This window comes from Pararhizobium capsulatum DSM 1112, assembly GCF_030814475.1.
Taxonomy (GTDB): domain Bacteria; phylum Pseudomonadota; class Alphaproteobacteria; order Rhizobiales; family Rhizobiaceae; genus Pararhizobium; species Pararhizobium capsulatum.
This window is the reverse complement of sequence record NZ_JAUSVF010000002.1, coordinates 147,144-169,641: the sequence shown is the minus strand read 5'-3', so window position 1 is coordinate 169,641 and position 22,498 is coordinate 147,144. Positions and strand designations below refer to the sequence as shown.

The window sequence follows — 22,498 nt, the reverse complement described above, 5'->3', positions numbered from 1 at the left end:
GCGCAGTCCTCACTTCGGGCCTTCGTTGATGTAGAATGGGTAGACGATGTTGTGCGCCGCGTTGTTGGAACGCAGGCGGTAGTCGACTTCGATCATCAGGGTTTCCGGCGCATCCGTATGGGCCGTCGCCGTCACGCCGATCACGTCGATGCGCGGCTCCCATCGCACCAGGGCGGTGCGCACCTCGTTTTCGACGATGGCGCGGGTGGACGGGTTGTTGGGTGCAAACACATAGTCATGGATGGCGCAGCCGAAGGCCGGCAGCATGACCCGCGAGCGGCGCGGCGTGGACAGGATGATCCAGATCGCCTCGCTGATCGATGCTTCGCTCTCGGACCAGTCGAGACCGCCGCGGGCGTTGACCCGGATCGGATATTTCCAGCCCTTTCCGAGAAACGCCGCCATGGTCAGTCCCCCACCAGCACAGTGGGCAGGCCGACCATAACCTGGCCGGTTGCATTGCCGCCATTCTGCTTCGTCGTATCGAACTGCCGCACGATGCCCTTGCCATTGGCCTTCACGGTCTGGGAAGAGGTGTCGAACGTGCATTCCTTGAGATGGTTGGGGGGTGCCGTAACGCCACCGCCAACGCCGGGTTCGCCGCCGGAAGAATTGTCGATCTTGCTGCTTTTCAGGATCACGGCCTTGCCGCCGGCATTGACATTGGTTGCAGTGTCCTTTGCCGCCGAGAGCTGGGCGATGTTGGGATAGGGCATCGGAACCGGGCCGCCCGGCGTTGGCGTTTTCAGAATATCCGGGAAGGCAAAGCAGATGCCGGTCTTGGTGGCGATGGGTTTGGCCATGTCAGACACTCCCCTCCATCACCTGCGCCAGCCGCCATTTTCCCTCCGGAACAGCATGCCAGTCGAACCGGCCGCGCCACAGGATTTCGGCGGTGTGCCCGACCGGATCGATGATCAGCGTGTCGGGAGAAAGCGCGATCGTATCGACGATGCACCAGCGTTTCGGTTCGTCCGGGCAATCGCCGCACCAGGCGCGCAATCGGGCCTTCATGGAAAGGTCGGGAAGTGCAACGGCATAGGATGCGTCCCCCGTAACATCCTTGCGAACGATCCTCACAATTTTTCCGGAGGGCAGCTCATGGGCCAGACTTTCCGGAAGGGGCGTAAAACCATCGCTGCGCCGGTAGAAATTGTTGAACTTCGCTGCAAAACCCGGGGGCAGATGAGAAAAGTCGTCCGATGGAAATACACCGTTGAAGGAACGGTTATCCTCCGTGCGCGAATGCCAACCGAAAAGATTGGTGTTGAAATCGCCCGGGCCGGCAGCGCCAGGCGCGCGCGTCAACCATTCCGTCCCATCGATCTGCACGTGACCCTCGACGTCCGTACCACCCCATCCTTTGACAACGATATCGACGCAGGCCTTCTGGAGCGCAATGTCCGCTTCACGGGTCAGGACGTAGCCATCGCTGACAGGTGTACCGCTATCCTGAAAGACAATAGCCGACCGCGCGGCATCGCTGGACCGCACCATGGTCCGTTGCGCGCCGCCAGTGTCGATCAGGTCATAGGCGGCCTTGACCACGATCACGCCAGAGAAACTTTCCACGTCGACGGGAGCGGCGGTCCAGCCGTTTAGCACAGCACCGCCAAAGCTTTTCGGATCCGGGAGCTGGATGTTCATGGGTTGAGCTCCACGGTTGTGCCCTTGATCGTGGTCTTGCCCTTCGCCTCGATGATGAAATCCTTGTCCGTCTTGATCGAGATGCCGTCGGCATTCATGGTGATCTCATTGTTGTGCTTGTCGCGGAGCGTGATGCCGCTGTTATCGCCGTCGATCAGCAGCAGGGCATTGCCATCCCGCGACTGGATCATGCGCTCCTTCGGATCGGTCGATGGCGTCTCGATGCCGCCACCGAACAGGAAGCCGAGAACGATGGGACGGGTGCCGCAGAAGGCGACCACGGCCAGATCGTCCAGCTCGGGCATGAAGCAGAAGCCGGCCTTGTCGCCAGCCATCGGGCCGGCAATGCGCATCCAGTCGGTCTCGATGCCGCTCGGCCGGTCGAGGCGCTGCACGCGCACCATCAGCCCTTCGACGCTCGACTGTGTTTCAACGACTGTTCCAAGTACCAGTGCAGGGGCAAGGCCATCGGTCATTTCAGAACCTCCTTGCGCGACTGGAAGCTGGTGCTGTAGCCCGACCCGCCGATTGTGTGGGTGGTCTGGGTCAGCCGGTAGACGCCGTCGAACCGGGCGCCGAGCCCCTTGATCGAGATGGTCTTTCCAGCGCGAAGCTCGGGCAGGCCGATCGCCGTTCCGCTGCCGGTGACGAGCCCGTTGGCCATTTCCGTAAGCCGCGCCATCGCCGCCTTCTCGGCGTCCTCCAGCGTGTGGATTTCATCCGGCTTGATGATCTCGCGAAATCCCTTGCCGGCGGCTTCCGCAGCAGCAAGCCCGGTTGGGCCGAGCGCGCCATCGACCCAGTTGAGATCGGACCATTTCTTGACGGCCTCGATCGCCTTCTTCTTGCCGTCGCCATCGGGATCGGCGCCGCGTGCCACCACTTCGGAAACCTGCGCCGAGGCCGACATGACCGGCGTAAACGACAGGAGCGTGCGGCCCCAGACGAATTCGACAACGGCTGCCTCCTGTCCGGACGCGACCTTGCTGAAGCTGACCGTCGGCTTCTCCCCCTCCTTCGATGCCGGCAGCACCGTGAAGAACATGCCGTATTCCTTGGCCTTCGCCAGCAGTGCATCATAGAGCGTGCCTTCGATGGCGACCTTCTGCTTGGGCTTGCCTTCCTTCTCGATGTCATCCCACTTGGCGTCGAAGCCGTTGTCGACACAAAGCTTGGTGGCGATCTCCTTGGAGGTGCCATCATAGGTTTTTTCGACCTGGATGCGCTGAAGCTCGCGGTAGGCCGCATGCAGCGCCCGCACCCGCACCGTCGGCAGGCCGCTTGCCGGAAACGACGGAGACAGCGAAACGATCTCGCCATCCATGATGTGCTGGAGCCCGTCCTCGATATAGCCGAACGACAGGGAGACTTTTCCACCCGGCTCGAAATTCGGCACGCTGCCGCCATTGGTGAGCTTGCGCGGCTGGCCGCTTGCATCCCAGGGGCTCGAATATTTGGTGGATTTCTCGACCGGGTCCCAATCATGAAGGACGAATTCGAAGAAGCCCGGGGCTGCCATGTCGTCCGTGAAGGTGATCTCCTGAACATCGGAAATCACCTCCTTCTCGGTCGCCGATCCCGCCAGCTTGATCTGGAAGGCGGGTACGAGAAAACTGCGGTTGGCGAAGAAATCGATGCTCATCACGGCACCAGCGGCGGGAGTTCGAGCCGCATTCCGGGCATCAGGTCGCGCACCTCGGCCAGCCCGTTATGTTCCGCAATCACCCGCCATTTGCGCGCATCTCCGAAAGCGTCATGGGCAATCAGCGGCAGCGTCTCGCCCTCGATGACGATGTGCAGCCGCGTGTGGTCGGCGGAGCGGAAATTGATGTCGTCCAGCTGTTCGGCAATCGTCGCGTAGCGCTTCAGCGACAGCGTGACGATGGCTCTCAGTGGGGCGCCGGAGGTGTTGAACAGCGTATATTTGCGCGTGACCGACAGCACCACCGCCTTGAAGCAGCTTTCGGTGGTGTAGTTGTGCCCCATGGCATTGCCCGGAAAGGCATCGCCCCAGGTGATGCGCACGATTGGCGGCATATGGGTCTCGCCGTTGATCGTCACCAGCTTGCAGAAGCGGTTCACCTCGTCGGCGACATCCGTCTTCGTGACACCGACCGCGGTGCTGGTGGCATCGAAGAACAGGTCCATGTTCAACGTTTCGGCATCGCCGCGCACGAACTGCAGGATCGGCTGCTCAAGGCCCGGAATGGCGACTTCCGCATATTGCGCCGCCTTGGTGAAGGACAGTTCCGGCGGCGAATATTCCACCGTGATGGCTTCCGAGCCATCGCCGCTGCCGTCCGCCCGCAATTTTTCAAAGGTCAGCTGAACCATGGCCTAGAGGCTCCTGCCGGGCGCCGGACGCACCATGGTCTTGTCGTTGGCCCGCTGCTTGTCGAGCGCCTGATCGCGTTTCATCTCCTCCTTCACCAGCCGTGTGACTTCGTTCAGGAAGGGAGACGACAAGAGCACGTCGGGGCTCATCGCCGTCAGCTTGGCTTCGACCGTTCCGACCTTGATTTCAACGACCATGGCTAGAATCCTATCGCGCCGGCGAGCGCTGCCGCGCCCATGCCGGGACTGAATGTCAGGGTGAGCTTCTCATGGGCGATTTCGAGCTTCTCGATGGCAAGCGTGCTCGAGGTGGCATTGAGCGACGGACCGGACCATTTGACCGGAATGCCGTTTTCGAAGGTCCAGCACTTGATGGGAACACGGGTCTCGTTGGCGAGATAGATCATCCCGTTCTTGCGCTTGCCCTCGCCCTTCAGGAAACCCTCGTGCCAGAGATAGAGATCCTCGGAAAACCCGATGCCGCGGGACAGGCTGATATTGGTGTAGTTGGCGCGGGTGGGGAAACGGAACACCCGGTCGTTCTTCCCGCCGGCCCGGTAGTCCTCGATCTGGACTTCGCTCTCCAGCCCGGTGCACTCCGAAAAGCCGGCAAGAAGAAAATCCGAGGCAACACTCAGCACTTTCGAAAAGTCGCTGGCGCCCTCGTCGATCAGGGAGATGTAGAAGTTGAAGCTGGGAAGCGGTCCGAGAAAATCCATGATCAGCGCTCCGTGACCTGAATGGCGTCAAACTCGTGTCCGAGGCGGAAATAGATGAATTCGAACGGCTGTGTCGGCGCGACAGCGATATCGACCACGAGCTTGCCCTCGTCGCGGCTGGCGTCGCTGTTGTTTTCGAGATCGCATTTGGCCGAATACGCCCCTTCCGCCTTCACGCCGGAAAGCACGCCCTGGCGGAAAAGCCGGTCGAGCAGGATCGATGCCGTCGTCTGGACGCTGTGGCGGGTGATCAGGTTGTTCGGTTCGAAAACCATCCACTGCAGCGCCCGCTCCAGCGATTTTTCGATCGCATCGACAATGCGACGGGTCGTAAGGTAGCGCCACTCGGGATCGGAAGACAGCGAGCGCGTGCCGAAAATGCGTATGCCCCGCCCGGGAAAGGCACGGATCGCATTGACGCCGATCGGATTCAGCCCTTCCTGCGTCGCATCGTCGATGGCAAGCGTGACACCTTCGACAAAGCGCAGCTGAAGATTGGCGCCGGTGCGATGGATGCCCGTCGCGTTTTCCGCCGCGGCAAATGCGCCGGCCACATGGCCGGACGGCGGGCAGGCAAGCGACAGCGGATTACCGGTGCTGTCCTTGGCCGGCAGGTTCAGCCATGGCGCGAAAAAGCCTATCCGCGCGCTGTCCCCAAGCCGTGAGCGCCAGGTCGCCAGCTGGTCCGCCCGCATGTCGCTGGCGGGCGGGTCGGCAAGAGCGACCTTGTAGGGGCCGACATATTCCGGGTTGGCCAAGGCCGCCTGCATCTCGACGATTTCATCGGCGACAAAGACCTTGGGCGAGGTCAGCGGCGCCATCGACATGACAACCGGTTGCGATGGCATGAACGGCAATGGCTGCGCCTGAAACTCGAGCGGTTCGTAGCCCTGCTTGTTGAGCCGGATCGAAACCAGCGAAAGGCCGATGTCGGACACCGCAAACAGGCCATCGCTACCGGTCGTGGCGATGCCCCCCGGCCCCGCAATATCCACGGCCACGCCACCAAGCGGGATTTCCTTTCCGTCGTCGTCGTAGCTCACGACCTTGCCGAGCAGGAAGCCCGCCTCGGGCTGCTCCAGAACGCAGCAGTCAAGGACGGCCGGGAGCGGTGCATCGGGCGGCGGCAATCCCGCCTCGGGAAGCACGATATCCGGCGCCACGATGAGGGCGGCGTCGGCAAGCCGCTTGATTGGTTCAAGCGCCGACAGCCAGTTTTCGCGGGTGATCCGATCCAGTCCATCCACGCCGCCGGCAAGCGGATAATCTCCCTCCTGCGGCCAGAAATGCTCGTCGGTCCAGTCGATCATTTTCATGCGGGCTGCGGCCTTTTCCTCGGCCTCGCTGTCGCCATTGGTGCGCACGACAGCCGGCGAAAACGCGACCGAACGACAGGAGGCGGGCAGTACCGTTGCCATCGCGCGGCTATGGGCGGGGTTGGGGGAAAGCGCGGCAAAGGATTGCTGCAGCTTGCCTTCCGCAAAAATCGCCAGGTCGAATTCGACGCTGCTCACCCGGATCGGCCGGCTGGGGTCAAGACCGTCCGCGGTCAGATTATCCGACCAGACAATCCGCTGGCGCGCCGTATCGACCTTGGCCGGTATCCTGACCGCATGGGCGGTGAGCCCGGAGGCAGCCGTCTGCGTCAATTCCAGGATGGAGCCCGCTTCGAGCCCGGCCAGCGAGCGAACCGACGATGCCTTGCCGCCATCGACGACCTCGTCGGTGGTTTCGGTGCGAACCCGCGATGCCCTGACGACCTTCAGAACCAGACCGTTGCCGAAAGCGCCGGGGTCATCGCTGCGAACACCCTCTTCCTTCAGAACCTGCTCGAAGATCTGGATCCATGAAGCGGACTCGCCGCGCAGCGCACTGGTCAGCTTTCGTGGGTCGATCGCAAGCCAGGGAAAGGATGCCGTGGCACGCCAGACAACCCGCGCGCCCTCCACCGCACCCTGCGCCGCATCCACGCGCTCAGACCGGGCAGCCCGCGCGCTTTCGGAGACGATGCGCAGCACATAGGCCGTTTGCCCTCCGTTTTCGAAGAACCCCTTGAGGCTGTGCCAGAGAAACCCGTGGTCCAGGGCCTCTCCGAAAATATCCTCGAACTCCCGAAGCGAATGCAGCCGGACAGGCACGCCCGGCGGCCCCTTGCGGGTGTAGCCGAGCATCACCGGGATATCGCCGCGCGCCAAAGCACCCACGGGACGAACCGGCGTGACAGGCTGACGATAGAGGCCGGGTGTCAACAGCATGGCGATCAGCTCGGCAGCACGAGTTCGATCGTCTCGACGGCGATCTCGATGGATTCGATTGCCGCCTCGTTGGCCGTCGCGTTGAGGGCGGGGCCTTCATATTTCGAAACCCAGCCCTCGTAGAATTGCCAGCGCAGCCGGTTGTCGCCCTTTTCGTCGCGCAGAACGATGGCGCCGTGCTTTCGCTGGGTGATGCCGTCAAGCGTGGTCTTGCGCCAGTTCCACAGTTCCAGGTTCTGCGTATAGCCACGCTTCAGCGTGATATTGCCGACCTTGCGCAGCGCCGGCAGCTTGCGAACCCGCGATGGGTCAGAGCCCTCGCGATATTCGATGATGTCGCTTTCCGAGTTGATGCCGCTCACTTCCGAGAAGCCGGCGGAATCGATGCCATCGATCTCGAGGACGAAGTTGAATTGAGCATAGGGATCATTGCGCTCTGGCATGGATTTTCTCCTTGGCAGCCGTCATCACGACGTTGCTTCACGGGTTTTCTGGCTGATGCGGACAATCACGTATTCGGCTGGCTTGACGGGCGCGACGCCGATCTCGACGATCAGCCGGCCGTTGTCGATATCGGCCTGTTCCATGGTCACGTTGTAGCCGATGTTAACGAAGAAGGCCTCTTCGCGGGTCTGCCCTTCCAGCGCACCGGAGCGCCAGACCGTATCGAGAAACGCTGTTATGGACTGCTTGACCTGATCCCACAGCGGCGTGTCGTTGGGCTCGAAAACCGCCCATTGCAGGCCGGTGTCGAGAGATTGCTCGATGAACAGCAGCAACCGCCGGACATTGATGTATTTCCATTCCGGATCGGAGGTCGCCACCCGCGCGCCATAAACCCTGAGGCCCCGGTTTTCCGACCGGAAATCGCGGTGGCAATTGAGGTTGATCGGGTTGAGGATATCCTGCTCCCCCTTTGTCAGCGCCGTCTCGAAACCGAGAATGCCCTGGATCACCTCGTTGGCGGGGGCCTTGTGCACGCCACGGGTATTGTCCGTCCGCGCATAGACGCCGAGCATGTGGCCCGAAGACGAGATCGCCATCCGGTCGCCGGGCTGGCGGAACCGGTCGGGAATGACCAGTCCCGGATAGTACACGGCGACGCGAGTTGAATCGAAATTCTGCCGGTGCGCCCTTGCCTGTTCGAGGTTGCTGCCCAGCGGCACATCGACGGCGGCAAAGCGGTAGCGCATCTTTTCGCAGTGATCGACCAGCGCCTTCTGCACCACAAGCGAGGTGCGTCCTGGCACCGCGACGATGTTGATCGCCGGTTCGTTTTCCAGCGCCTGTATTCCGGACCGTGCACCCGGATCATTGCCGAAGGTGCCGATATAGACGGTGTCGTTGACGGTACCCACGTCATCGTTCCCGCCTGCCAGATTGCGTGGCACGCCAGTGACGAGTGGCAGGATGCGTGTCGTCGCATCGGCATTGTCGGTCAGGCGAATGGTTTGCGACCCGCCGGAATCCGAAGGCCGGTCGGTCGCCGTGTCCCAGCTGCCCACCACCTTCAACGCGTAGCGCGGATGCTCTGATGCCATCGACAGCCGTTCGAAGAATTCGCTCTCCACCACCTTGCCGCTGGCGCTGTCCGTCCGTTCCACCAGCAGCGAAAACTCGCCGCTCACCACGGCGGCGCCAACGGCAGCAGCCGCTGTCAATCCCGCCGCGAGCGTGACGAGACCCGTCGTCGTGTTGACCGCTGCAACTTCCGCCGTCTGCGTGCCGCCGATGGAAATGACCGAGCCGGCGAACAGGCCGAAGGCGGTCGCAAGGGTGATCGTGGTTGCCCCGGCAGCCGCAGCAGCCCCGATCGTGGTCTTGACCAGAGGGGTGGAGCCCGCGGTGACCCGAAGCCGGTTGCCCCAGTCTCCAGGCCAGCGGGCATGGATATCGAGAACCGGAAGCGAAGCCGTGAGCGCCGCACCCGCCGGGTAATTGTTGGCAAGCTGTGCCGCCAGCGTCATCACCGTCACCAGGCGCGTGATCGTGCCATAGGCGGTCGTTGGCCCGTTCGCGAACATCAGCAACTGCCCATCGGCAATTCCGGCGGTCGAGGCGAGCGTCAGGTAGGCCGCCGCACCGGATCCTCCCGCCGGCGCCGTCAGGGTCGTTGCCACCGCGGGCGCCGCATCTGCCACCGTCGACAGGATCGAATCCGTGCCATGCGCCAACGTCAGCCCCGACACCAGCGTGATCGTTTGCGGGACGACTCCGTTGTCCGTCGTAGCAACCGTAACGAACTCGCTGTTGTCATCTTCACCCAGGGGGCCATGGATCAACAGAACGTCATTGGCGGCAATGCCGGCCACGTCATCGATGGTGAGAACGGTCGCGCCGACCGCATGGTTGGCGGTCAGGACCGCGGCAAGCGGCGTGACATCCTGGACCGTGACGGTGCTTGCCGCCGGGAAGAGGCTCGCTAGCCCTCCCCCGATCTCTACCTGGGATGTGAAGGCCGCGCCGTCGAAGGCCACCATTTCGCTTGTCGTGCCATCAGAGAGGAGAAGGCCGTTGGCATAGGCTTCCGTCAGGCCGCCAGCCGCATCGACCACGACCTGGGTGTCCCCTTGCCGTGCCCCTGTCGCAAGCGTCGGCACGGCGGCGATGGCGGTGTCGCGCGCCAGCATCGACAACACCGATTCCGTGGCATTGGTGCCCACGATGCGCACCACATAGAGGCGCGAACCACCGTTGGTGAAGAAGCCCTCGGCGCCGTATGGCAGTCCGTCACGGCCGTCGGTGAAGATCAGCGGATCGAGATCGCCGCCGAATTTACGGGCATATTCGCCACGATTGGTGACGAGCGTCGGCATATTGACCGGACCACGCTCCGCCATCCCGACCATGCCGGCGGTCGATGTGGAAGCGCCCTGGATGGGCTTGTTGGCGGAAGGTATCTCTTCGACATAGACACCGGGTGCAAGATATTCAGCCATGTGAAAACTCCATGCAGGCTCAGCTGCCAAGCGAGAGCGTGATCGTGTTGACGGGAATGTCGTAGTCTGGTCGGAAGACGACGGTTTCGGCGGGACCTGCGCCTTCAAGCTCGATATCGACGGTCTCGGTGACCGGCAGGGCAGTGACAACAAAACGGCCATTGGCGGCCGTCAGGACCTCAGGCGCAGTGCCGGCCCGGATTTTCACGCCGGCCAGCGGTGCATCCGGATCATTCTTGTTCAGGACGATGCCCCTCAGGCCGACAGGGGCGGCCGAAAAGATGAAATCCATCACGAAGGGCGCGCCGGTGATCACGCGGCTGTCGAGCACCTGCGTGCCGATCTTGACCGGCCTCGAAATGAGCGCGAATTTCGCAGCCGGAATCTTCTTGGCTTGCACGAGCGGATCGCGCCCGGGGACGGTCACCGTCAGCGTGAGCGTCACCGGACCATTCTTCGACAGGTCCCGGAGATCGCGGACCGGATCGAGATGCAGCGCATGATGCCCGCCGGGCTTTGTCTGGAGCGTGACCGGAAGAATGCCCTGCCCCGCACCGTGAGAGAAAGACAGTACCGCTTTGAAATCGGTGAACCTGCGACCCGTCACCGCTTCGGATACCTTGCCCTGCACCAGGGTCTGGCGGGCGGAGAGCAAAGGGGAGGCAAACAAGGTCATGGCTCCCTCCTCTTCAGCCCGACGGCCGGAATGATTTCGCCGGCCCGGACGATCTCCATCGGCGGCTGGCCGGAATCGACGGCAACAGCCTCGACCAGAAACGATATGGCCGCCCGGAAAGGCGATGAGAAAGCGCTCCACATCTGCGTCAGCTGTTCCAGCGACAGCATGTCAGGGCGCACGCGGACTTCGCGGCTCGCACCACCGAAGCTGTTGCCGATCGGAACACCCGACACGGTCGAGAACACGGGATTGTCGTGGAAATGCTGCAGCACCCGGCCGAGCACCAGATGGTTTGTAAGCTCGTCGTCGCCGACGGGCGTGAACAGATATCGCAGCTGCAGAGGCAGTGGCGGGCGGCGGAAGGCACGCTCGCTCACCGGATCCGGCAACAGTCGCTGGTTGCGTTGAAACTTGTCTATGTCGAGATGATAAAGATAGAGGCTGGCAATCGTATCGTCGGCGATAGTCTCTCCAGGAGAAACTAGACTGATTTTTTCTACGCCGGCACCAAGATCAAAATCGACGTCAGGCGCAGTTCGCAAAGAATTGGCAATCTGAAATTGCAATTCTATACTTATATCGTGAACAATACTAAATGCAGACATTTTATCATACCCATAGTGTTCCCAAGTTTATGAATAAACTCAGGTCGCAAGTGATGAAAATGTCCGCCTCGATTGCAAGTGCATCACGAACGATTGGAGTTTGCAACCCATTTTTTAGCTAGAACTTATCGATAGACGCCTTCTGGAAGACGAAATCCGGTCCAAAAATTTGGAAAAGTACTTGAATTCCAGCACTATATCGGTTTCGAAAAAACGCTAATACGCGGAAAGGTTATGTTTCCTTCACCAGAAGCGGTATTGCCGGGGGATTCATGGAGGTGTCGTCACCCCGACAGGCACGCGTTGCTGTGCCCTTCCCTGCAATCAAACGACGTTGGCGATCAAGCCGGCAACAAAGCAAACATCGGAGAGCTGCCGCTCGCCCCCGCAAACAACGGATAACACATGAGCGGATAATGCAAAATTTTTACCGATAACCGCACAGCATGATATTTTATTATAAAGATTGATAATTGGCTTATCGTTCATAATGTTATTTATAAGGGAATCAGCCTTTTCGTCGAGCAAAACATGGAAAATCGTCCCGAAGAGCCAGCAGCAATACCAGAGAGCGAGGGTATGTCCGGTAGCTTGCCGGTAGCGGTCGAGGTAGATTCAAACCGCCTGCAACGGCTTGGCGATCTTGCCGGCCGCGCGCGTGACTATGTCGAGGCTGCGAGTTCGGGAAATACGCGCCGGGCCTATGCCTCGGACTGGAAGCAGTTTGCCGGCTGGTGCCGGCGGCAGGGTCTGTCTCCCCTCCCCCCGGATCCGCAGCTGGTCGGGCTTTATATCACGGCTCTTGCCTCCGGTACGGTTTCCGCCGGTACCAAACCCAGCTCGGTATCGACGATCGAACGGCGCCTGGCGGCACTTTCCTGGAACTATACCCAGCGCGGCCAGCCACTCGACCGCAAGGACCGCCATATCGCCACGGTGCTCGCCGGCATTCGCAACACCCATGGCCGCCCACCGGTGCAGAAGGAAGCCGTCATGGCCGAGGATGTCATCGCCATGCTGGAAACGCTCGACCGGGGCACGTTAAGGGGCCTGCGTGACCGCGCCATGCTACTGCTCGGCTTTGCCGGCGGGTTGCGCCGATCGGAAATCGTCGGTCTGGATGTCGGTCGCGACCAGACCGAGGATGGCCGCGGTTATGTCGAAATCCTCGACAAGGGTATCCTCGTCACCATCAAAGGCAAGACCGGCTGGCGCGAGGTCGAAATCGGCCGCGGCTCCTCCGATGCCACCTGCCCGGTGGCCGCGCTGCAGATGTGGCTGTCCCTTGCCCGCATCCCCCATGGTCCGCTGTTTCGGCGGGTCACCGGACAGGGCAAGGCCGTCGGCGCAGACCGCCTCAACGACCAGGAGGTTGCCCGTCTCGTCAAGAAGGCTGCCATTGCCGCGGGCGTGCGCGGCGATCTGTCCGAGCGCGAGCGTGCATTCCGCTTCTCCGGCCATTCCCTGCGCGCCGGCCTTGCCTCCTCCGCCGAGGTCGATGAACGCCATGTCCAGAAACAGCTCGGCCACGCCTCGGCCGAAATGACCCGTCGCTACCAACGGCGAAGAGATCGGTTCCGCATCAACCTGACCAAGGCATCGGGACTGTAGCGCCCCTCCCCTTCCCGAAGGGGAAGCCGTTACAGCACGAAATAGCCCTTCTGCAAGCTGACGGCGTCGTCCAGATGGATGGAGAAATCGGCCTTCTTGTCGCCATTCACATCGGCGTAGATATAGGTGTCCGACGCCTTCTTTTCATAGCGCAACTCGCCGGCCTTGCGGGTGAAGGCCTTGGTGCCGAGGAAACTGAAACTCTCGTCCGCCGTGGTCTTGCTATTGGCGTCGATCGCCGAGAAGTCGATCTTGTCGCTCCTGGTGAAGTCGTAAATCGTATCGCGGGTCGAGTTTGAGGTTCCGTAGCTGTCCTTGAGCGAGTTGTAGACGAACGTGTCGTTTCCGCTCTGCCCATGGAGCTTATCGCCGGCAGCGCCTCCGAAAAGGACGTCGTCACCGGCACCACCCTTCAGCGTGTCCCGGCCGCCATTTCCGTCGAGCGTATCCTTGCCGGCGCGTCCTTCAAGGATGTCTGCGTAGCGGGTGCCATTGATCACATCATCGCCGGACAGCAGAATGTTCTTGATCGCCTCGTTGTCATTGGAGGTGACGGCCTTGTAGAGCGCTTCCGCCGAGACCTTGAGGCCACTCACGCTCACGATGTTCACACCGTTCTGGGTGATGACCACGCCCTTGATGGTGCCGCCGACGATGGCCGAGATATCCTTGCCCTGGGCAGTGGGGTCCAACAGGATTTCGCCGCCGGTCCCCCGGTAGATCAGCTTGTCGCCCTGGAAATAGGTTCTGTTATTGTCGTCGCTGTAAGCGCTGACACCGCTGAAGGAATAGGCGTAGCTCGTATATTCGTTCAGAAAGGAAAAATTGAAACTCGTAAAATCCGCGCCGCTGCCATCATCGCCCAAGTAAATCGTTGCCATCTTAAATACCTCTTTGAAACGTGACCAAGCTTAGCGAAGACCTATATTGGTGATCAATGGGGCGAAGAAACTCTGTTAAGACTTGGTTAACCTCTCTTCGTTTGCAGTATTAATGGATGAAATTCACAACTGTTGATTTATTTTCATTCGACGTATCAATCAAACAGCGCTGTTTCACCCCTCCCCTCCCGCCCCTCAGAAGGTCATCCTCCGTATTTCATCGTTACAAAAACCGGAAACCTCGTGCTATTGCCGCCTCAAACGACCTTGAAAGGAAAAAAGCTCATGGAAACCGCCACTATCGCCAGCCGCAGCGATTTCGCCCAATGGGCAATCGAGCGCGCTTCCGCCATCGTTGCCGAACAGGGCGGCAACCTGGCGCTCGCAGCCCGCGACGGCGTAGATGACAAGATTGCCGAAACCGGCAATGCGTTGGGACAGGCGATCGTCAACGCGTTACTCGAAGTCTTCGACGGGCTGATTGGCGAGGACGAATAGCTCCCTGTCCTCCGCCTCAGGCCGCTAGCTATCGCCCGGGCGCAATCAGCTTCACGGTCGGAAAATAGCTGCGATAACGGGCTGTATCGCGGGTCAGAAGATCCAGTCCCTCGACAGCAGCCTGGGCGCCGATGAAGAAGTCCGGCAGAACCCCGGTGCGGGCGCCGCCGGCCTTGCGATACGAGGTAAAGACCTTGGCCGCAAGGAAAAGCGCAGGGCGCGACAACGGCGCCATTTCGATCCCGGCTTCCGCGATGAAGTCCTCAAGGCTCTCCACACGCTCATAGCGCACCGAAAGCTCGGCATAGACGATATCGTTGATGAGAAGCGGGCCACGCAAGGCGGCGGCCTCCAGCTGCTCGATCGACCAGTCGGCCCAGACAGGATCATTGCTGACGACATCGAGCAGGACGTTGGTATCGACGAGCGTCACGGCTCACCGCGGGTCAGCGCCATGATGGCATCCGTATCGAGACCAGCGCCGGCATGGCCGCGCAATTTGGCAAAGCGGCTCGCCGGTTTCTTCTGGTCGGCACGGGTCAGAACCACGGTGCCATCGGCGGCGCGGTGGAAATCGACCTGCATCCCCGGCAGGATGCCGAGAAAATCGCGGACCGGCTTCGGGATCGTGACCTGCCCCTTGGTGGTAACGGTCGTGCTCATAAAAACCTCGGTAATGATTATTTTCCAGAAGGTATTACATCGGTCGCGGTTTTTCAATGTCGCCTGCGCCGAACCATGGCAGCGTTACTCTGTCCTGGTATTGGCGAGCGCCTTCAGCATGGGCGAAATCGAGAACTGGCCGCTCTCGGCCTTGCGGGTGAGATCACGCAGATAGCCGCCTGGCGAACGAATGCCTTCCGCCCGTTCCAGAATGAAGGCAATCGTCACCGCCGCCGCCGTGTCGCCCATCGATGTCTTGGCCTTTGCCCAGGCATCCGGCGAAACCCCGAGCATCGAGCGCACCAGTTCCGCCGTTTCCATTGCATCGCGCCAAGTCCGGATGCCATGTTTGGCGTAATTTGCGATCTCCGGGCAAAGTGCGAGGAACCGCTTCAGGCTGAGACCATTGGTTCTACCCGTTCCGGTATCCGCTTCCGCTGTTTTCACCTCGGGCGCCCGTCTCACCCCCACTTCGGTTTCGGTTTCGACTTCGGGTTTCGCCCCATTTTTGAGTTCTTTGCCGCTTTCTTCAAAATATTGGTCTGTATTTGAATTCTGAATATGGCGCTCGGAATCGGAGTCATTGGCGCTCATTTCCTGTTCCGTGAGAGAATTCGGGTAGGCGTTCTCCACCTCGGCCCGCAGGCACATCAGACCTTCACGGCGCGCTTCAAGGCTCTCTTGGTCGGCATTGCGCCGGACACGGCCGGAAAGGCTCGCCAATGCTGCCGTATATCCCATCCAGTCGCCGGCCCTGCCCTCTTCGAGCCCGGAGGAGATCAGCTTGGAAATATCGCGCAGATGCAGCGTCACCTCGGCGCGCAGCCGATCGATGACCCGCCGGATCGCACGGACACGCTCGGCTGCCGCATGGATGTCTGCGGCGGCGAGCGCCAAAGGCGCGAGATCGAAGCCGAAGGCGTCTTCCATCTGGCCGTGATCGTCGCGGCGGCAGAAGCGCTTGCCATTGGGACTGTCACGCCGAAGAACGAAACCTGCCTCGACCAGGAAGGCTATGTGGCGCCTGAGCGTTGCCGGCGACATGCCGCGGGTGCGCATCGAAAGCTCGGCGTTGGAGGGAAAGACAATAATCGGCTCTGCGCCATTCAACGTCCGCTCCGGATGGAAGCTGGTCAACGCCTCCAGCACGGTAATGCTGCGGTCGGAGAGTGCATAGACCTCGCGCGCCTCCGTCAGCGCCCGGATGAGCTGCCATTTGTCGGCCGTGCCATTGTCATTGCCGCCCTCGCCCGCCTTCAACGCCTCCTGGCGCCGGGCGACCCGGGTCTGCAGGGCAAAAGTCTGCGCACGCAAAGGCGCGCCGCCAAACGGCGTCGTTGCCAGTCTTTCCATCGCTATCATCCCCTTTGGCAGGGCAAGCGGCTGCAAAAAGGCACCATTGGAGCGGGCACAGACAAGCGTTCGCACATCTCGCTGCCGCCAGGTGGCCGCAGGATCCGCACGCTACGAACATCATTCCCTTTTCAGGGAATCATCTCCGCTGTCGAACCGTCAAATCGCCGTCGACTCTTGACTTTGACCGTTGGAAGTGATTCTCTCGAATTGCTACATTGAAGAGGGCTTCCGGAATGGTAACGTTTTGGAGGCCTTTTTTCTTGCTCTGATTTCCCTTTCAGATTGTTTCAATCCCGGCAGGCCTGGGCCTCACCGTCTGCTTCAGCGCCGTAGGTCATTGGACCTTTGGTGCCTGAACCTGTTACCGTCGAGGTAGGAAGCAATTCGCCTCCACAGACCGGCCGAATATTCCGCATCTACCGCATCTGCGATTACCCCTATGTCAACTTTGCTGACATCTTCCCCTTCAAGGGGGGAGATCGCTGGAGGTGAACCCTCATCCCAATCTCTCATCCCTACGGAAATGAGATTGCCTCATCGTCTCCTCTCGACCCAATCTCCCCCTTGAGGCGGAGATGTCAGCAAAGCTGACAGAGGGGGTGGAGCCGAGCAGCACAAACCTACGTTCTCTTCCCTGCCCGCGCCCGGAACCGCTCGGCCACCAGCGCGGCGATCTCCTCGAAGAAGGTGTCGTCGGTGCCGGCGGCAAATTCGATGCGCATGCTCTTGCCACGCTTCAACCGGGCATAGACCCTGCCAGCACTGTCCTTCAGCTCTTCCGGCAGAACCGGCTCCGGCTTTACGTGTCTCTGCAGCCGCTGCAGCACCATGGCGAAGCGGGTGTCGCTGTCGACCGCACGGCAACGCTCGCTCGTCGCCTCGTCCAGGGCGCGAACCCGCGCAGCTTCGGAAACCAGCAATTCCGCCAGAACCATCCAGCGATTGCGTCCGGCCTTCGGCGCCGCACCGATCAGCCGGGCAAGACGATCCGGCACGGTCTCGGCCACCTGCAGCAGGCGAGAAAGCTCCGTCTTGTCGATCGAAAGCGCCTCGCCGACCACCTTGCGATCGAAGCCGCGGGCAACAAGCGCCGTGGCAAACAGCGCCCGTTCGATGAAGGAGAGATTGCGTCGTTCTGCATTTTCCTTGCCCTGCGCCAAAACCAGCTCGTCATCGGTCAGCGGCCGTACGATCGCCTTAACCTTGATGCCGAGGGTCGTTGCTGCCCGCAGGCGTCGGTGACCATAGGCTGTCTCGTAACGGCCTGATGATGCCGGGTGCGGGCGCACGAGAATCGGCGATTGCTGGCCACTCGCGCGGATACTTTCGACAAGCGCGAGGAAATCCGGGTCTTCCTCCGTTCCATCGCCCATGCGGTCGGAAACGAAGGAGTGATCGATGACAGCGGTGTCGAGCGTCAGGACGCGCTCGCCATCCGACAGCGCCTGGCGCAGATGCCGCGCCTCTTCCGCCTCGCGGGTGATCGCCCCAAGCGTCAGACCCATCGCCTTGACGGCGCCGGATGAGGCACGGGGGATGTCAGGGCCGGAATTGTTGACAGCTGTCAACTCGTCACCCTGTGTGCTCGAAGCATCGGGCAGGGACTTGGTTTCGGGCGCACGAACAGGTGTCGCGGAGGGCGTGAGTGGCCCGCCGGAAAACAGCGAGCGAAGTTCATTTTTTCGGTTTCCGCCGGACATCGTCAGCGCCCCCACGCCGTGTGAATGAGCGCCTCGATCTCGCTGTTGACAGCGTTCAGCGATTCCAGCGCCCGGTCATAGGTCGCGCGGGTAAAGTTCTCGCGGCCGACTTCATAGAGCGTCTGCTTGGTGAGACCGGCATCGGCGATCGACGTCGACTTGACCATTGCCGAGGTCAACACCCGATCACCGAACAGCGAGCGCATGAAGCCGACGATCTGCGTCTGCGGCCCGTCATTCGGCTCGAAGCGGGTGACGAGATAGCGCAGGAAATCAAAGTTCAGCTCACCGCCCGCCTCGCGCACAACGCTCAAGAGATCCGACGTCATGAACAGGAACTGGTTCATCGAGGCGACATCGAGCATCTGCGGATGCACAGTCACGACCACCGAGGTGGAGGCACAGAGCGCCGAGAGCGTCAGATAGCCAAGCTGCGGCGGGCAATCGAGCACCACGACATCATAGTCATCGGCAACGCTCGCCAAGGCCTGTTGCACGCGGGCGAAAAACAGCGGACCTGCCTCCGTGCCGTTCTGGCGGTTGGCCAGCGCCTGCGGCGTCGCATGCTCGAATTCCTGCAGTTCGAGATTGCCGGGCACAAGATCAAGCCCGTCGAAATAGGTCTTGCGGATGATCTCCTTCAGCGGCCGATCGCTGCTGTCATAGCGGATCGCGCCAAACAGCGTATCGTTACCGTCAAGATCGAGCTCCGGCTGATAGCCGAACAGGGCCGAAAGCGACGCCTGCGGATCGAGATCGACGGCGAGAACCCGATGGCCGGCCAGCGCCAGATATTGCGCCAGATGCACGGAGGAGGTGGTCTTGCCCGATCCGCCCTTGAAGTTGGTGACGGAGATCACCTGCAGATGCTCGCCACGGGCCGGATCACGCCATTTCACATAGGAGCGGGCCTTGGCATCGTTCTTCTTGGCGATCGCCTGATCGGCGAGATGCCGGCGCACGGCATTGATATCGGCAAGCGAATAGGAGCGGCGGCCGGCCGTGCCGGTCTCCGGCTGCGGTCCCTCGCCGGCCAGCGACAGCTGCCGAAGATACCCGTCGGAGACACCGATCAGCTTGGCTGCCTCGCCCGAGGTAAAGCTGCGCAACGTCTTTCTTGCGGCCGGCGGAAAAAGCCGTTCGCGCATCGCCTTCAGCTGTTGCGACAGCGCGCGCGCATCCGCGGCGATCGCCTCGTCGGCAGGAAGACCGGCCTGCACCGCTCTGTTGCTTTCCGCCTCAACGGCCATCTGCCAATCCCCGGATCTTTCGATCACGTCCTCATCCATGTCACAACGTCCTTTCCGTCTCTCTGGACCGAACCCGGCTTTGACCGGGCACGCGATCGCTGGACGGACGTCGTTCCCTTAGTGTCAGCCGATTCTATCGCCGAGTAAATACGCGGGGACGATCGGTTTACAGCCGAAGAAGCGAGTTACGCCGAAGAGAGATATTTCCGTAAAACTCCGTAGAAAGGGTGCCGGACCGCACGAGTCGCGTCAAGGAGTTTTTGGTTAACGAAAGGGGTTTTGCGGGAAAATCTAGGAAATTCAGTGCGTTGCGGCGAACGCGACGACCTGCGAACTTCGGAGTTGACAGCTGTCAACTGAGGCAAAGCTTCCGGCGAAGAGCAAAAACGCTTCGGGGACGTCGAGATGCAAGCGGGCGACACAAAATTCGTCAATTCAGCGTCCTCGTTTCAGGCTAGCACGCGATCGTCCCATCTCCCCGCAGGCGAGGAGATGGGATATGCCGCACCTTCAGAGACCATGCGTCCCGTCATATCCGTTCAGGGCAGGCGACGCCCAGCCGTCCGGCAATCGGGCAGGCTTGTAGATCTCCACCTCCAGTGGATAACACGCCGCCACATCGGACGAATGCTGTGCCGAGCAATCACCGCCGGGGCATGCCGACATGCAGCCGAGAAGATCGATCTCGGCGAAGAACTCCAGGTAGTCGCCGGGACGTACCGGGCTCGCCTTCATGAAATATTGTCCGGTGTCGCGGGTGAAGCCGGTGCACATGAAGACATTCAGCACATCATGGATAAAGACCTCGGCTTCAGCCAACGGCTTGCCGGTCTGGCGGGCGAAGGCGCGGGTGAGGTTCGAGTGGCAGCAATGGTGATATTGCCCGCCGTGGCTGAGCAGATTGTGGGTATAGGGATCGCAGCGCGTGCCGATGACATCGTGAACCGAGCCGCCAAATTCATCGAAACCATACCAGTCGAGCGTATCATGGGTGATCGTGGCGATCGGGCGCAGATAGGGCATGTTGGAGAACAATTGGTCGCCGAGCCCGACATGGGTCCCATTCAGCGCCCGGGTTTTTCCCGTGTAAAGCCGCTCGTTGAAATCATGGGCGTTGAACAGATTGAGATCACCGACCTGGGCACCCTGGCTGCAGAGGATGCGGCAGAAATGCCCTGACGGTACCGACCAGCAGGCCGCGTCCCGCGCCGGCACGGTGACCCGATCGACCAGTAAGAGATCGTCGCGCAAACCGCGGTAGGCAGCGAGATCCGGGCGCGGCAAGGTCTCTACGGGATAGCAGATGACCGGGGCAATGGCCTTGCGGGCGACGGCATCATGTGGGGCCTGGGTGAGGGGTGAGGGTTTCATGATGAATTCCGTTTGTACCGTTGATTCAATTAATTAGAATGATGCGGGTGCCCTGTCGGTCACAACGTATCCCCTTTCAAAGTTAGCGTCGGAGGCATTCAAAGGCATTGGCCCCATGCCGCTCCACCCCCTGTCTTGTCGGGCATCTCCCCCTCAAGGGGGGAGATTGGCAGGATGCGGCCTCTCGCTCCCGATCTCCCCTTGAGGGGGAGATGTCAGCGTAGCTGACGGAGGAGGTGAAGCGACAGTCGCCGCCGCAAGCCGACCATCCCGACCCTTTACCCAATCATCGCGATCTCCGTCCCCAAGCCGACCACCGTCCCGACCTCGACCTTCAGACCGATCCGCCCCGCCCGCGGTGCCGCGATCCGTGTCTCCATCTTCATCGCCTCGATCAGCGCGACGACCTCGCCCTCCGCGACTTCAGCGCCATCCTCCACCAACCATCGCTGCAACGTGCCCGGAATCGGTGCGACGACGGCGCCATCCGCTGCCTTCGGCACTCCCGCTGTCACCGATGCAGGTGCCGCAACGCCGGAAAACAACGCCGACGGAAGCCCCAACATATGCCGCTTGCCATCGATCTCGATGAAGCTGCGCACCAGCCCGCCCTCGACCGGATCGACCCGCCGAGACGGTTCGATGCCGGAAAATTCCGTCTCGATCCAGTTGGTGAACACCTTGAAACCATCCTCACCGGTGAAGGCCGGCTCCTCCAAGAGGGCGCGGTGGAACGGCAGGACCGAGGCGACGCCTTCGATCTTGAATTCGGCAAGCGCGCGGCGTGCACGGACCAGCGCCTGTTCCCTGGTCGCCCCGGTGACGATCAGCTTGGCCATCATCGAATCGTAGAGGCCGGGGATTTCGGACCCGGTTTCCACGCCGCTGTCGAGGCGGATGCCCGGACCGGACGGTGCACGAAACCGTGTGATCAGTCCCGGCGTCGGCAGAAAGCCACGGCCGGGGTCCTCGGCATTGATGCGGAACTCGAAGGCATGGCCAGCAGGAGCGGGGGTTTCGGTCACGGAAAGCGGCACGCCATCGGCAATGCGCAACTGCTCAATGACGATATCGACGCCCGTCGTTTCCTCCGTCACCGGATGCTCGACCTGCAGGCGGGTATTGACCTCAAGGAAGGAGATGACACCGGTCTGCGACAGCAGGAACTCGACCGTTCCCGCGCCGGTATAACCGGCGGCCACGCAGATCGCCTTGGCCGCATCGTGGATACGGGTGCGCTGCTCTTCGGTGATGAACGGGGCAGGGGCCTCTTCCACGAGCTTCTGGTGGCGCCGCTGCAGCGAACAATCCCGCGTGCCCAGCACCACCGTATTGCCATGGCTATCCGCGATGATCTGCGCCTCGATATGGCGCGGCTTTTCGAGAAATTGTTCGGCGTAGCATTCACCGCGACCAAAGGCTTCCATCGCCTCGCGCACGGCGCTATCGAACAATTCGCCAACATCCTCGATGCGGTGCACCACCTTCATACCACGCCCGCCGCCGCCGAAGGCAGCCTTGATCGCCAGCGGCAGCCCCGCCTGCCGGGCAAAGGCGACGGCATCGGCCGCCGATGCCAGCGGCCCGTCCGATCCCTTGACCAGCGGCGCCCCGACCTTTGCGGCAATGCGGCGCGCCTCGACCTTGTCGCCAAGCGCCATGATCACCTCCGGTTTCGGGCCAACCCAGATGAGGCCGGCATCGATGACCGCGCGGGCGAACTCGGCGCGCTCCGACAGGAAGCCATAACCGGGATGGACGGCATCGGCACCGGCACGCCGGGCAATGGCGATGATCTTCTCGATGTTCAGGTAGGTATCGACTGGCCGGCCGGCGCCCAGGCCATAGGCCTCGTCGGCAAGCTCCGCATGCAGGGAGGACGCGTCGGAATCCGAATAGATCGCGACCGAGGAAACGCCGTAATCGCGGGCGGCGCGGGCGATGCGGATGGCGATTTCGCCGCGATTGGCGATCAGCAGTTTTTTCATGC

At 61.4% G+C, this 22,498-nt stretch carries 23 protein-coding genes; 2 read left to right on the top strand and 21 right to left on the bottom strand.

The window, feature by feature from the left end; genetic code table 11:
* Positions 1-9: 9 nt before the first annotated feature.
* From QO002_RS21295 to QO002_RS21235, 13 genes are read right to left on the bottom strand one after another with little or no spacing between them, the layout of a single operon-like run.
* Positions 10-405 carry a GPW/gp25 family protein gene (locus QO002_RS21295; RefSeq protein WP_307233711.1) on the bottom strand — a complete coding sequence of 132 codons (396 nt, stop codon included), beginning with the start codon at positions 403-405 and terminating at the stop codon, positions 10-12.
* Positions 406-407: 2 nt separating this feature from the next.
* Entirely contained in the window at positions 408-803 is a 396-nt protein-coding gene (locus QO002_RS21290) for a PAAR-like domain-containing protein (protein ID WP_307233710.1), read from the bottom strand.
* Between the two features lies 1 nt (position 804).
* Positions 805-1,647, bottom strand: coding sequence for a hypothetical protein (locus QO002_RS21285; protein WP_307233709.1), 843 nt, complete (start codon positions 1,645-1,647; stop codon positions 805-807).
* Positions 1,644-2,123, bottom strand: a complete 480-nt coding sequence (locus QO002_RS21280; RefSeq protein WP_307233708.1) for a phage baseplate assembly protein V — start codon at positions 2,121-2,123, stop codon at positions 1,644-1,646. Before QO002_RS21280 ends, QO002_RS21285 begins: the two co-directional genes overlap by 4 nt.
* Positions 2,120-3,289 (bottom strand): phage late control D family protein, encoded by a 1,170-nt coding sequence (locus QO002_RS21275; protein ID WP_307233707.1) that lies wholly within the window; start codon positions 3,287-3,289, stop codon positions 2,120-2,122. The genes QO002_RS21280 and QO002_RS21275 overlap by 4 nt, the downstream gene beginning before the upstream one ends.
* The gene (locus tag QO002_RS21270; RefSeq protein ID WP_307233706.1) at positions 3,289-3,981 is read right to left on the bottom strand and encodes a CIS tube protein; all 693 of its coding nucleotides are present in this window, start codon (positions 3,979-3,981) and stop codon (positions 3,289-3,291) included. Before QO002_RS21270 ends, QO002_RS21275 begins: the two co-directional genes overlap by 1 nt.
* 3 nt (positions 3,982-3,984) lie before the next feature.
* Positions 3,985-4,179, bottom strand: coding sequence for a hypothetical protein (locus QO002_RS21265; protein ID WP_307233705.1), 195 nt, complete (start codon positions 4,177-4,179; stop codon positions 3,985-3,987).
* 2 nt (positions 4,180-4,181) lie between these two features.
* Positions 4,182-4,700 carry a phage tail protein gene (locus QO002_RS21260; RefSeq protein ID WP_307233704.1) on the bottom strand — a complete coding sequence of 173 codons (519 nt, stop codon included), beginning with the start codon at positions 4,698-4,700 and terminating at the stop codon, positions 4,182-4,184.
* 2 nt (positions 4,701-4,702) lie between these two features.
* On the bottom strand, positions 4,703-6,955 hold the full coding sequence (locus QO002_RS21255) for a phage tail sheath family protein (protein ID WP_307233703.1): 2,253 nt from the start codon (positions 6,953-6,955) through the stop codon (positions 4,703-4,705).
* 5 nt (positions 6,956-6,960) lie between these two features.
* Positions 6,961-7,398: a phage tail protein gene (locus tag QO002_RS21250; protein ID WP_307233702.1), complete on the bottom strand. Its 438-nt coding sequence runs from the start codon at positions 7,396-7,398 to the stop codon at positions 6,961-6,963.
* 24 nt (positions 7,399-7,422) lie between these two features.
* On the bottom strand, positions 7,423-9,894 hold the full coding sequence (locus QO002_RS21245) for a phage tail sheath C-terminal domain-containing protein (protein WP_307233701.1): 2,472 nt from the start codon (positions 9,892-9,894) through the stop codon (positions 7,423-7,425).
* A gap of 19 nt (positions 9,895-9,913) precedes the next feature.
* The gene (locus QO002_RS21240; protein ID WP_307233700.1) at positions 9,914-10,570 is read right to left on the bottom strand and encodes a hypothetical protein; all 657 of its coding nucleotides are present in this window, start codon (positions 10,568-10,570) and stop codon (positions 9,914-9,916) included.
* Positions 10,567-11,139, bottom strand: a complete 573-nt coding sequence (locus QO002_RS21235; protein ID WP_307233699.1) for a Pvc16 family protein — start codon at positions 11,137-11,139, stop codon at positions 10,567-10,569. The genes QO002_RS21240 and QO002_RS21235 overlap by 4 nt, the downstream gene beginning before the upstream one ends.
* Positions 11,140-11,757: 618 nt before the next feature.
* Between QO002_RS21235 and QO002_RS21230 the strand changes: the two genes are divergently transcribed.
* On the top strand, positions 11,758-12,789 hold the full coding sequence (locus QO002_RS21230; RefSeq protein WP_370878583.1) for a site-specific integrase: 1,032 nt from the start codon (positions 11,758-11,760) through the stop codon (positions 12,787-12,789).
* Between the two features lie 29 nt (positions 12,790-12,818).
* Here the strand turns inward: QO002_RS21230 and QO002_RS21225 are convergent, their stop codons facing one another.
* Positions 12,819-13,670, bottom strand: a complete 852-nt coding sequence (locus QO002_RS21225) for a calcium-binding protein (protein ID WP_307233698.1) — start codon at positions 13,668-13,670, stop codon at positions 12,819-12,821.
* 285 nt (positions 13,671-13,955) lie between these two features.
* On the opposite strand from QO002_RS21225, the gene QO002_RS21220 reads away from it, so the two are divergent.
* The gene (locus QO002_RS21220) at positions 13,956-14,168 is read left to right on the top strand and encodes a hypothetical protein (RefSeq protein WP_307233697.1); all 213 of its coding nucleotides are present in this window, start codon (positions 13,956-13,958) and stop codon (positions 14,166-14,168) included.
* 28 nt (positions 14,169-14,196) lie between these two features.
* On the opposite strand, the gene QO002_RS21215 is transcribed toward QO002_RS21220, so the two are convergent.
* The 7 genes from QO002_RS21215 to QO002_RS21185 form a co-directional block, all read right to left on the bottom strand.
* Positions 14,197-14,601 carry a type II toxin-antitoxin system VapC family toxin gene (locus tag QO002_RS21215; RefSeq protein ID WP_307233696.1) on the bottom strand — a complete coding sequence of 135 codons (405 nt, stop codon included), beginning with the start codon at positions 14,599-14,601 and terminating at the stop codon, positions 14,197-14,199.
* Entirely contained in the window at positions 14,598-14,831 is a 234-nt protein-coding gene (locus QO002_RS21210) for an AbrB/MazE/SpoVT family DNA-binding domain-containing protein (protein ID WP_307233695.1), read from the bottom strand. Before QO002_RS21210 ends, QO002_RS21215 begins: the two co-directional genes overlap by 4 nt.
* Positions 14,832-14,915: 84 nt before the next feature.
* Complete coding sequence (gene repC / locus QO002_RS21205; RefSeq protein ID WP_307233694.1) at positions 14,916-16,184, bottom strand: plasmid replication protein RepC; 1,269 nt, start codon at positions 16,182-16,184, stop codon at positions 14,916-14,918.
* Positions 16,185-16,807: 623 nt separating this feature from the next.
* Positions 16,808-17,887 (bottom strand): plasmid partitioning protein RepB, encoded by a 1,080-nt coding sequence (gene repB, locus QO002_RS21200; RefSeq protein WP_307233693.1) that lies wholly within the window; start codon positions 17,885-17,887, stop codon positions 16,808-16,810.
* Between the two features lie 2 nt (positions 17,888-17,889).
* Positions 17,890-19,137 carry a plasmid partitioning protein RepA gene (gene repA, locus QO002_RS21195; RefSeq protein ID WP_307235003.1) on the bottom strand — a complete coding sequence of 416 codons (1,248 nt, stop codon included), beginning with the start codon at positions 19,135-19,137 and terminating at the stop codon, positions 17,890-17,892.
* 510 nt (positions 19,138-19,647) lie between these two features.
* Positions 19,648-20,508: an urea carboxylase-associated family protein gene (locus QO002_RS21190; protein ID WP_307233692.1), complete on the bottom strand. Its 861-nt coding sequence runs from the start codon at positions 20,506-20,508 to the stop codon at positions 19,648-19,650.
* Between the two features lie 278 nt (positions 20,509-20,786).
* Positions 20,787-22,496 (bottom strand): acetyl/propionyl/methylcrotonyl-CoA carboxylase subunit alpha, encoded by a 1,710-nt coding sequence (locus tag QO002_RS21185; RefSeq protein WP_307233691.1) that lies wholly within the window; start codon positions 22,494-22,496, stop codon positions 20,787-20,789.
* Positions 22,497-22,498 lie beyond the last annotated feature (2 nt).